Source organism: Streptomyces sp. NBC_01016, assembly GCF_026341035.1.
Classification (GTDB): Bacteria; Actinomycetota; Actinomycetes; order Streptomycetales; family Streptomycetaceae; genus Streptomyces.
The window spans coordinates 4,146,671-4,157,708 of sequence record NZ_JAPEOQ010000001.1; the positions used below are offsets into that span (position 1 = coordinate 4,146,671).

Consider the following 11,038-nt stretch of genomic DNA (forward strand, 5'->3'; position numbering starts at 1 on the left):
GGTCACTTTCCTCCGACTCCCATCAGCCCCTGGACCAGGGCACGACGGGCGAACAGGTAGACGATCAGGATGGGCAGCATGGACAGCACCACCGCGGCGAGAAGGCCCGGGATGTCGACGCCGTGTTCCGTCTGGAAGTCGTAGAGACCCATGGTGATGACCTTGGTGCTCGCGGACTGGGTGAGGACCAGCGGGAAGAGGAAGCCGTTCCACGCCTGAAGCGCGGAGAACACGATGATCGTCGACAGTCCGCTGCGGGACAGCGGAAGCACCAGGCGGAAGAAGATCCGCCGCGGTGAGGCGCCGTCCACCGTCATCGCCTCGTACAGCTCCGGGGTGATGTCACGCATCGACCCGGTCAGGATGAGGGTGCACACCGGCATGGCGAAGGCCGCCGTCGGCAGGATGATGCCGATGAGGTTGTCGTAGAGGCCCGCCTCGCTGATCACGTAGAACATCGGGACGATGACGGCCTGCGCGGGGATCGCGAGGCCGAGCAGGAACAGCCGGAACACACCACTCGTGAGCCGGCCGCGGCCGCGCACGATCGCGTACGCGAGAGGCGGCACCAGGAGCAGGATGATGCCGACGACGCACACGGTGACGACGACGGTGTTGACGAAGTACTGGCCGAAGCCGTTGTTGAAGTCGTCGATGTAGTTGTCGAGCGTGAAGTGCTCGGGGAAGGCCAGCGGGCCGTTCGCCGCGTAGTCGGAGCTCGACTGGAACGTGGCGACCAGCATCACGTACAGCGGCAGACCGACCAGGAACAACCAGATCAACGACCCGAATCCGGCGAGGTAGTTGGGCCGCTCGCGACGGCGGCGCACCGTCCGGGTCTCGACGTGTGTCACAGGCCCTCCATCGTGCTGCGCATCTTGTCGTAGCCCGACAGGCGCACCATCACCAGCGAGATGACCGTGGCGACCAGAACCAGGAGCAGGCCGATCGCGGACGCCGTTCCGTAGTCGAAGCTCTTGAAGGCCTTTTGGTACATGTAGTACGCGCTGATCGTGGTGTCCGTGCCGGGGCCGCCCTGGGTGAGGATCAGGACGGTGTCGAACGTGGTCAGGCCGCCGACCACCATCAGGATCATCGAGGTGATGATGCTGTTGCGCAGCTGCGGCAGGGTGATGTGGAAGAACTGCCGGACCGTGCCCGCTCCGTCGATCTGCGCGGCCTGGTACAGGACCTGGGGCACGGCGCGGGCGGCGCCCTGGTAGAGCAGTGTGTGCAGCGGTGTGAACTGCCAGGTGCTGACGAACACCAGGACGCCGACCGCGCTCGCCTGGTGGCCGAACAGGTTGCCGTCGCCGAACAGCCACTTGGCCTGCGCCGGGACGCCGAAGTTCGGGTCGAGGACCGCACGCCACAGTACCGAGACGGCGGCGACCGACAGCAGCAGCGGTACGAAGTAGATGGCGGACAGGACGGCGCGGTTGCGCTGGTGGCCGGCCGCCCAGACGCCGAGGAGGATGCTCAGCGGCGTCTGCACGGCGACACCGAGCACGGTCAGCAGGACGCTCAGCCACAGGCTCTTGAGCAGGACCGGGTCGTCGAAGAGCTTCTTCCAGTTGTCGAGCCCGGTGAACTCAGGGGCACTCAGGCCGTTCCACGTCGCGAACGACAGAACGGCGACCAGGACGAGGGGGACGAGGGCGAACAGGCCGAAGAAGATCGCGGCGGGGACCGCCCAGCCGACGCCGGGACGGCCCACTCCGATGCCACCGCCGCGGTTCCCGCGACCATCGGGGCCACCGCGACCGCCGCGGCGTGCGGCGGACGCCGGAGGCGGGGCGGCCTTTTCGCGCTTCAGGAGGGTCTCGGTGCTCATGAGATCGGCAGGGCCTGCATCGCCTTGATGAAGCCGCCCTCATCCAGCTTCCCGTTCAGGAACTGCTGGACCGCCTGGTGCATCGCGGTCGCCGCGGACTGCGGATAGGCCTGGTCCCACGACAGCTGGAACGAGGGCGCCTTCTTCACCAGGTCGAACTGGAACTTCGCGTACTCAGGGCTCGCGGCCTTGTCGAAGTAGTCCGGCGTGTTGGTCGTGGTGGGCAGATTGCCGATGCCGAGCTGCTCCTTCACGAACTCGTCGGAGTACTGGAGCTTCAGGAAGTCCGCGACGGCCTCGGGGTGCTCGGTCTTCTTCAGGACCGAGTAGAAGTTGTTGGTGTTGCCGACGAGGTTGTCCGCGTTGCCCTTGCCGCCCTTGACCGCAGGGAAGGTGGTGTAGCCGAGGTCCTTCTTCGCGAACTCGGGGTGGGCGTCCTGCTGGGTCGAGTACTCCCACGAACCCATCAGCTCGAACCCGGCCTTTCCGGTGGCGAGCAGCGTGGGGGAGCCCTTGTCGGTGAACTTCACGGAGTCGAAGTTCGTGCCGAACGCCCCGGCCTTCGCCAGTTGCCGGATCATGCCGAGCGCCTTCTTGCTCTCGGCGCTCTCCCAGACGGTCGTGTTCCCGTCGAGGGCCTTCGGGAACAGGCCTGGTCCCGCGACCCGGTCGTAGAGGTACTCGAACCACATCAGCGTCGGCCACTGGTCGCCGCCGCCGAGCGCGATGGGCGTGATGCCCTTCGCCTTCAACGCCTTGACGGCGTCCAGGAGTTCGGCCCAGGTCCTGGGCGCCTTCACGCCCGCCTCGTCGAGTGCCTTCTTGTTGTGGAAGAGCAGCACCGGCTGCGTGCCGCGCATGGGCACGCCGTACGACTTGCCGTCCAGCATCGCGCTGTTGAACACCGACGGCAGGAACTTCGACCTCAGGGTGGGGTCGTCGGCGATGAAGTCGTCCAGAGGCATGAGCAGGTTCGCGTCCACGAACGGCTTGATGCTGCCGCCGCCCCAGTTGAAGAACACGTCGGGCGCCTGCTTGCTGTTGATGATCGTCTGGAGCTTCGCCTGGTAGTCCGCGCCGGGGATGGTGTCCAGGACCGCCTTCACCTTCGACTTCTTGTTGAAGGTGGCGATCAGCTGCTTCTCGACCTTGTTCGCGGAGTCTCCGTAGACCAGGACATGGATCTTCCCGTCGTCGTCGCCCGCCGCGGAGGACCCGCCGCCGCAGCCGGACAGGGAGAGCAGCAGGGCCAGGGCCGCACCGCCCGCTGCGACCGATTTGGGCAACCGTGCGCGTAGAGTCATCGCCTCGCCTCTCGAAACTGTTTCGTTGCAATTACCGAAAGTTCACGAGTCGGGACGCTAGATCTCGACCCGTGGGCGGTCAACCCCGCTTCGGCGGGTTATCAAAGCGTTATGACGCACAGGGGTCTGACCGTGCCTTATGCTCCAAGGCATGCGTGATGACGAGGACTTGGGTCGCATCACCCTCGCCGAGGTGGCCCAAAAGGCAGGCGTCTCCATTTCGACAGTTTCGAAAGTGCTCAACGGGAGGCAGGATGTTGCCGCCCCGACGCGGGTCAAGGTGGAGCGGGTCCTGGAGGCGCACTCCTACCGGCGCACGACGCGGGCCGCCCGCGAGGCGCCGCTCGTCGAGCTGGTCTTCCACGAGCTGGACAGCATCTGGGCGATGGAGCTGATCCGCGGCGTGGAGAACGTCGCCAAGGCGCACCAGACCAGCGTCGTGCTGACCGAGAGCGGGACGCGGCACGCGCCCGCCCCGGACTGGATCGAGGGCGTGATGCAGCGCAGGCCGCGCGGCGTCGTGCTCGTCTTCTCGGCGCTGCCCGCCGAGGTGAAGGAGCGGCTGCGGTCGCGCTCCATCCCGTTCGTCATCGTCGACCCGGCGGGCGATCCCGACCCGGACGTGCCCTCCGTCGGCTCGGCGAACTGGAACGGGGGGCGGGTCGCCACGCGGCACCTGGTGGACCTCGGGCATCGCCGCATCGGGATCATCACGGGGCCCGACGACGTGCTCTGCTCGCACGCCCGCCTCGACGGCTACCGCTCCGCGCTCAGCATGGCGGGCATCGAAGGCGACCGCGCCCTCGTCCGCTACGGCGACTTCCATGTCGAGGGCGGCTTCGAGCACGCCCTCGAACTCCTCGACCTGCCCGAGCCGCCCACGGCGATCTTCGCCGGCAGCGACCTGCAGGCGCTCGGCGTCCTGGAGGCGGCCCGGGTCCGCGGCCTGCGGGTGCCGCAGGACCTCTCGGTGGTCGGTTACGACGACGTCCCGGTGGCGCGCTGGTCGAGCCCGGCCCTGACGACGGTGCACCAGCCGTTGCGGGAGATGGCCGAGGAGGCGGTGCAGATGATCATGCGGTTGCGCGTCCAGGAGCCGGTGACCACCCGCCTCGAACTGGCGACGAGCCTCGTCGTCCGCAAGAGCACGGCGCCGCCGGCTTCTTGAGTCGCTGGTCGAAAGATTTTCGGTACTGACCTTGGTGTGTCTCGCCGGCGCGCCGGCCTTCCTGCCCGTACGTAAGGTGCGGTGAACGTCGGCGACGACCGGCGCGCGGCGGCGGCCCGGGGTCGGGCGCGCCGCCTCCACCGCTGAGACGGACATGGTCAGGTCCGGTGTCAGTGGGTTCTGCGACCGTGTGCGTCGTGGATGAACTCGTGGAACGTGTGGATGCGCGGGACCGTGTGCTGGGGGTGGTCGGTCGGCGGGACGCTGTTCGGGAGGGCTGGCTGCACCGGGTCGGCGTGGTGGTGTGCCGCGATGGGCGAGGTCGCTTTCTCGTCCATCGGCGTGCCGCGCAGCTGTCCCGTTTCCCGGGGCACTACGAACTCGGTGTCGGGGGCGCTGCGGGAGTCGGTGAGTCCTATGAGCAGGCGGCTGCCCGCGAGCTCGGTGAGGAGTTGGGGGTGCGGGCGGCGGTGTGTCTTCGGTTCACGTCCCTCAACCGGAGTGGGCTCAGCCCTTACTGGCTCGGGGTGTGCGATGCCGTGCTTCCGGAGGTCGGCGTCCCCGATCCGGGAGAAGTGGCCTGGCACGGGTGGCTGACCGAGTCCGAGCTGCGGCGGAATCTGCAGCAGTGGACCTTCACTCCTGACAGTCGGGAGATCTTCGGTCGGTATCTCGCCTGATGTGTGGCGTGTGACGTGTGACGCCTGACGTGTGACGTGCTGACCCGGCGCTTTCGCGGAAGCGGTGCTCGTGAGCTGGGTCAGAGGGGCGAACGCGCTGGTCGTTCCGAGCTCCTTGGGCCGGCCCTAGCTGGAGCCGCATCGCCGACAACACGGCTCCAACCCCTGCTCTCCACACGTGACTTGCCGACGGGGCAACTCCCGCAGCCCTCGCCCCGCCCTCACGCCAGGAGGGCAACTCGCGCGAGGACCAAGGGGGAGCCGTGGTCCAGCGCTGTCCAGGTCGCCGCCACAGCTGCGACGGCGACCGGGCTCCTTCCAGCCTCCCACCGCGGCGACCGCATGTCCGCCCAAAAACCCGATGCGTCGCCGTACCGGTCCGATCGCATCAAGGGGGCGAACGGGCGGCGGCCGCCGTTGTGAACGGCGGCCGCGTGCTCCCTCCTGGTAGCCGCTCCCCGGCCACTGGAGCACTCCCTCCAGGCGGCCGGGGGCGTGGTTCTTACCCGGCCTCCAAGTTGCCCCGAGGGACTGGCCGGACTGTCGGCGACTTCCGCGGGAGGGGAAGGCAAGCCCGGCGCTTGTGGGATGCGCCGCAGGCTCACTCTGCTGCGGGGAGATGCCCTCGCTGCCGCATCAGGAAGGCGGTGGAGGACTGCCCCCCCCAGCCTAGACCGCTGCCGCAGGTCCTGACCGACGCAAACGTGAGCTGTTACGCGGAACCGACAGATCTGACATGTCGGCTTCATGCTTCACGGGCAGGTCCTACAGGGGGAGAGGTTGATGGCGGAGCCTAACCGCGCTGCCGTGGCCGCCGCGCCGGGGACGGGCTCGGGGACGGGGTGTTCAAGTGGCCGTCCACCAGGTGGTTCATCAGGCGCAGGAACGTCTCCCGGTCCTTCGCGGGAAACGCCGCCAGTGCTTTTTCGTGCACCCCGTCCACGATCTCCTGGCTGCGTGCGGCGACCCGCGCGCCCTCCTCGGTCACCGCGATGATCCGCGCCCGCCGGTCCGCGCTCGACGGCCGGCGCTCCGCGAGGCCCGCCTTCTCCAGGGCGTCGACGGTCACGACCATCGTCGTCTTGTCCATGTCGCCGATCTCGGCGAGCTGATTCTGTGTGCGCTCCTCTTCGAGGGCGTGGACGAGCACGCAGTGCATGCGGGCCGTGAGGCCGATCTCCGCGAGCGCCGCCGCCATCTGCGTGCGCAGCACATGGCTGGTGTGGTCCAGGAGGTACGAGAGGTCCGGCCTGGTCCGGGTGGGCGCGGGCGTCATGGCGGTCATGGTGTCCAGGGTAGTCCACGAGTGGTTCCGAGAAAAATAGTCTGCAACAAAACTATCTGCTACGGTCGTGTTGTCGTCGCCGCCCGGGAGGGGAGGCGACTCGACCGAAGGGCATCGTCATGTCCGCATCGCCGGCCTCACCCGTCCCGCCGCAGAGCTCGTCCCGTTGGGTCGCCCTCGGCGTCATCGCCACGGGAACCCTGATGATCATCCTCGACGGCTCCATCGTCACCGTGGCGCTACCGGCCATCCAGGACGACCTCAACTTCACGCCCACCGCGCTGAGTTGGGTGGTCAACGCCTACCTCATCGCTTTCGGGAGCCTGCTCCTGCTCGCCGGGCGTCTCGGCGATCTCATCGGCCGCAAGCGGATGTTCCTCGCGGGCACCGCCGTCTTCACCGCGGCCTCACTGCTCGCCGGGCTCGCCACGGGACCCAGCGTCCTGCTTGCCGCCCGCTTCCTGCAGGGCGTCGGCAGTGCGATGGCCGCCGCCGTCGGCCTCGGAATTCTTGTCACGCTCTTCACCGAACCCCGTGAACGGGCCCGCGCCATCGGCGTGTTCAGCTTCACCGGCGCCGCCGGAGCCTCGATCGGGCAGGTGCTGGGGGGCGTTCTCACCGACGCCCTCGACTGGCACTGGATCTTCTACATCAACCTGCCCATCGGTGCCGCCGTGCTCGCCCTCGCGGTGCCCGCGCTCCCCGCCGACCGCGGCCTCGGGTTGCGCGCGGGGGCCGATGCCTGGGGTGCGCTGCTGATCACGTCCGGGCTGATGCTCGGCATCTACGGTGTCGTCAACATCGAGGCGTACGGGCTGAGTTCATGGCGCGCCGCCGGACTGATCGGGACCGGGGTCGTCCTCGTCGCCGCGTTCGTCGTGCGCCAGGCCCGGGCCCGTACGCCGCTCATGCCGCTGCGCATCCTGCGCTCGCGCACCGTCGTCGGCGCTAATGTCACCCAGATCCTCACGCTCGCCGCGATGTTCGCCTTCCAGGTGCTCGCCGCCCTCTATATGCAGGAGGTGCTCGGGTACGGGGCCCTGGCGACCGGCCTCGCGATGCTGCCGGCCGCCGTCATGATCGGCGCGGTCTCGCTGGGCGCCTCGGCCCGGCTCTCCGCGCGCTTCGGACCGCGGCGGGTGCTGCTCGCCGGACTCGTGCTCCTGGCCGGGGCGCTCGGATATCTCGCCCGGGTGCCCGTGCAGGGGGAGTACGTTCCCGATCTGCTGCCCGTGATGCTGCTCATCTCCGGCGGCGGGCTCGTGCTCCCGGCGCTCGCGGGGCTCGGGATGTCGGCGGCGCGCGAGGAGGATGCCGGGCTGGCCTCCGGTCTGTTCAACACGACGCAGCAGATCGGCATGGCGCTCGGTGTGGCGGTCCTGTCGACGCTGTCCGCGTCCCGCGCGAACGCCCTTATGGACAGCGGCAGTTCGCAGGCCGCCGCGCTCACCGGCGGGTACCGGCTCGCGTTCGCTGTCGGGGCCGGTCTGATCGGAGCGGCATTCGTGGTCGCGCTGGTGGTGCTCCGCCGACCCGCACGGACCGCGGAACGGGAGACCCCGCGGGCGCCGGGCCGCGCTGCTCCCTCGCTGCCGTCACGCTCATGACGTCTCCGTGGCGGCGTCGGCCACCCGGCGTGTGTTGAACGCCGCCCCGTCCTCTGCTCCGGCAGAGGGCGGCGCCGCGTTCGACACCCGGTGGGTGCAAGGGCCTGTCGTGAAACTCCCGCCGGGCAGACGGGAGTTTGACGGCAGGACCTAGACCCGCTCCTCCGCACGCTGCCGCAGCAGCTTCTTGTCCGGCTTGCCCGCGTCGGTCAGGGGCAGTGCGTCCACGAAGTCGATGTGGGCCGGCTCGTACATCGGGCCGCGCTGCCCGCGCACCGCCGCCCGCAGTTCCTCCGCCTCCACCGCGACGCCCTGCGCGGCCACGACCGCGGCGTGCACCTGCTCCATGCGGTCGGCGTCCCGGACGCCGAAGACCGCGCTCTGCAGCACCTTCGGGTGCGAGTTGAGCAGGTCCTCCAGCTCGGTGGTGTACACGTGGCCGCCGACGACCACGATCATGTCCTTGAGCCGGTCCACGACGGTGATGTAGTTCTCGTCGTCGAGGAAGCCGATGTCACCGGTGTGCAGCCAGCCGTCCCGCAGCACCTCGGCGGTCAGCTCGGGTTGCTTCCAGTAGCCGGTCATGGTGCCCTCGGACCGGATGCAGATCTCGCCCAGCTCGCCGACCGGCAGGTCCTTGCCGTCGGTGTCGCGGATGGCGACCTCCACGCCCGGCAGCACCTTGCCCGCGGAGCGCATCCGCTCGGGCCGGTCCAGGTCGTGGTCGTCCGGGGTGAGCACGCTGATGCCGCCGGCCTCGTTCTGCCCGTAGAACTGCAGGAGTACGGGCCCGAAGCGGCGTACGGCGTCCGCGATCCGGGCGGGCGACGCCTGGCAACCGCCGTACGTCAGGCCGCGCAGGCTGCTCAGGTCGCGGCGCTCGGAGTCCGGGTGGTCGAGGAGCTGGTAGACCAGCGGCGGCAGCAGGAACAGGTGCGTGATGCGCTCGCGCTCGATGGTGGCGAGCACGTCGCCCGCGTCGAAGTCGTCGAGCAGCACGATGCAGCCGCCGGAATGGATGACGTTGTCCGCCAGCATGCCCGCGGCGTGCGCGAGGGTGGTGCACGCGAGCTGCCGGGGCAACTCCCGCTCAGCGGGGCGCGCCTGATCCACCATCCGGCGCATCCGGTTGACCTGCTCGAAGGTGGTGACGATGCCCTTGGGGTGGCCCGTCGTACCGCCGGTGTGCCGGATGGTGCAGATGTCATCGGGGCGGGCGCGCGACACGAACGCCTCGTCGGGCTGCTCGGCGGCGAGCGCCAGCAGGTCCTGCCCGATCTCCCGCTTGTCCTCGCCGAGCACGAGAACGTGCCGCACGGGCGCGCTCTCGATGACCTCCACGGCGCGGTCCGCGTAGTACGGGTCGACGATCAGTACCTGGGTCTCTACGTCCTGAACGATCGCCGCCTGCACATCGGCCGACAGCTTGTTGTAGAGGTGGTTGACCTGGCAGCCCACGAGATTGGCGGCGTAACGGGCCGCGATGATCTCGGGCAGATTGCCACTGAGCAGGGTGACGGTCGACTCGCGCGTGACACCTTGAGCGGCGATGGCATGGGCCATGCGGTGCACCAGCGAGTGGAACTGACTCGCGGTCAGCCGCCGGTCCTCGTAGACCAGGACCTCGCGGTCCGGGTGGGCCGCCAGTGCGGCGAGATTGTCCTCGATGAAGGTGCGGAAGGGTTCCGAGGTGCCGGACGCCGCGTCAGATATGACCGAGTCGTTCGAAGTGCCCTCGGAATCCAGGGGTGTTGCGGGGGTGGGGGTGGGTGCGGATGCCTCTGCAGGCATGGATTGTCCTCCTGGGGCCACCGACCCGCTTGTCTCCGTACGCGCCGGTGGTAGTGCTTTGTTGGTCGTGGGGGAGGCAGTCCGGAGCCGTCGGCGCATGACGCCGCGCCCGGCACAAGTGGCACCCGCCCGGGAGCGTTGGTTGCCCCGGACAACCAACACCCAGGCTAACTCCCCGCTCCATCCACACGCGCCTCGGGTTGGGGCGCATCCGCACGCTTGACTCCTTCTTTTCCTTTGTTCTTCCAGGATTTGACCTCTGTATCCCTCGGTATTTGCCGCCTCTCGCGGACCGCGGCCACGGGGCGGTCTCCGGGGAGGGGAGGGGAGGGGCACTGGAGGCGCTGGCGGTCGTTCAGATAGCGCTTCGCGGACACGGGCGTGGACCATGCCAACCGTGAGGCCAGGTTGAGCGATCCGAGGCGCGAGTCGGTGCCAGAGGGAAGCACGCAGCCGGGTTGTTCTGATTCTCGTGTCATAGGGTGGATGCGCGGAGCGAGGGTAGGGATCCGCTGAAGCATGGCGGAGCTGCCTGGCCTGGGGGAGTACGGGTGGAGACTAACGGTACGGCCAGGCCCGGGCAGCATGGATCGGCGGACGCTCCCGCGCCGTCCCAACCGCCGGCGCCGCTGCGATCCAACAGGCTCGACGACCAAGTTCCGTTCCTGGCCCGGCTGGAACACCCGGTACGCGTCGCGCTGCTGGAACTGGGTCAACCCATCGAGTACGGCCCACGGTCCGTTCTGGTGCATCAGAACGAACCGTCCACCCACGTGATGATCATCCTTGCCGGCTGGACCAAGGTCACCCGCTCCGCGGCCAACGGCTACGAAGCCCTACTCGCCCTGAGAGGGCCGGGCGACGTCGTCGGTGAGGCATCCGCAGTCAGTGGCCGCCCACGCTCAGCGATGGTCACTGCGATCGGCAAGGTCGAGGCCGTCGCGATCGAGCGCGACAGGTTCCTGGGCCATCTTGCGGAGTACCCGGAAACTGCTCTCCAACTGCTCAGCCTCATCGGGGACAGAACACGCGCCAGTGACCGGCGGCGTGTGGATCAAGGAGCCCTTGGGATTCGTGAGCGGTTGTCACTCCTGCTCTTGGAGCTGTCGCGCACACACGGGGTGGAGGATGCGGAGGGTGTGCGCTTGACCACGGGCCTCAGCCAACATGAGCTGGCAGGTGCGGTCGGCTCTTCGCGAGAGGCGGTGGCGAGGCTTCTGAAGGAGTTGCGAGAGCGCGACATCGTCCGCACCAGCCGAAGGGGGATGGTGATCATCCGGCCGGACCTGCTGCGCCGGATCGCGGGTGGCGGGTAGTCAAAAAACATGCAGCCGGACCGAGTTGTGTGCCATCGGTTACAGAGGCTGTG

Annotated in this window: 9 protein-coding genes; 4 read left to right on the forward strand and 5 right to left on the reverse strand. The window is 68.6% G+C overall.

Annotation, left to right across the window (positions count from 1 at the left end; all coding sequences use genetic code 11):
• Positions 1-2: 2 nt before the first annotated feature.
• The 3 genes from OG746_RS18595 to OG746_RS18605 are packed head-to-tail and all read right to left on the reverse strand — an operon-like array spanning position 3 to position 3,138.
• Positions 3-854: a carbohydrate ABC transporter permease gene (locus tag OG746_RS18595; RefSeq protein ID WP_266715889.1), complete on the reverse strand. Its 852-nt coding sequence runs from the start codon at positions 852-854 to the stop codon at positions 3-5.
• On the reverse strand, positions 851-1,834 hold the full coding sequence (locus OG746_RS18600) for a carbohydrate ABC transporter permease (protein WP_266715891.1): 984 nt from the start codon (positions 1,832-1,834) through the stop codon (positions 851-853). Before OG746_RS18600 ends, OG746_RS18595 begins: the two co-directional genes overlap by 4 nt.
• A complete protein-coding gene (locus tag OG746_RS18605; RefSeq protein WP_266715893.1) occupies positions 1,831-3,138 on the reverse strand; it encodes an ABC transporter substrate-binding protein in 1,308 nt (435 codons plus the stop codon). Before OG746_RS18605 ends, OG746_RS18600 begins: the two co-directional genes overlap by 4 nt.
• Positions 3,139-3,277: 139 nt before the next feature.
• Here OG746_RS18605 and OG746_RS18610 point away from each other — a divergent pair, with 139 nt between their 5' ends.
• Positions 3,278-4,306, forward strand: a complete 1,029-nt coding sequence (locus OG746_RS18610; protein WP_266715895.1) for a LacI family DNA-binding transcriptional regulator — start codon at positions 3,278-3,280, stop codon at positions 4,304-4,306.
• A gap of 197 nt (positions 4,307-4,503) precedes the next feature.
• Entirely contained in the window at positions 4,504-4,986 is a 483-nt protein-coding gene (locus OG746_RS18615; RefSeq protein WP_266715897.1) for an NUDIX domain-containing protein, read from the forward strand.
• A 793-nt stretch (positions 4,987-5,779) separates the two neighbouring features.
• Here OG746_RS18615 and OG746_RS18620 read toward each other — a convergent pair.
• The gene (locus OG746_RS18620) at positions 5,780-6,271 is read right to left on the reverse strand and encodes a MarR family winged helix-turn-helix transcriptional regulator (RefSeq protein WP_266715899.1); all 492 of its coding nucleotides are present in this window, start codon (positions 6,269-6,271) and stop codon (positions 5,780-5,782) included.
• Positions 6,272-6,390: 119 nt separating this feature from the next.
• Here OG746_RS18620 and OG746_RS18625 point away from each other — a divergent pair, with 119 nt between their 5' ends.
• Positions 6,391-7,878, forward strand: coding sequence for an MFS transporter (locus OG746_RS18625; RefSeq protein WP_266715901.1), 1,488 nt, complete (start codon positions 6,391-6,393; stop codon positions 7,876-7,878).
• Positions 7,879-8,028: 150 nt separating this feature from the next.
• Here the strand turns inward: OG746_RS18625 and OG746_RS18630 are convergent, their stop codons facing one another.
• Positions 8,029-9,669, reverse strand: coding sequence for an AMP-binding protein (locus tag OG746_RS18630; protein ID WP_266715903.1), 1,641 nt, complete (start codon positions 9,667-9,669; stop codon positions 8,029-8,031).
• Between the two features lie 551 nt (positions 9,670-10,220).
• Between OG746_RS18630 and OG746_RS18635 the strand changes: the two genes are divergently transcribed.
• A complete protein-coding gene (locus tag OG746_RS18635) occupies positions 10,221-10,985 on the forward strand; it encodes a Crp/Fnr family transcriptional regulator (protein WP_524540427.1) in 765 nt (254 codons plus the stop codon).
• Positions 10,986-11,038: the final 53 nt, after the last annotated feature.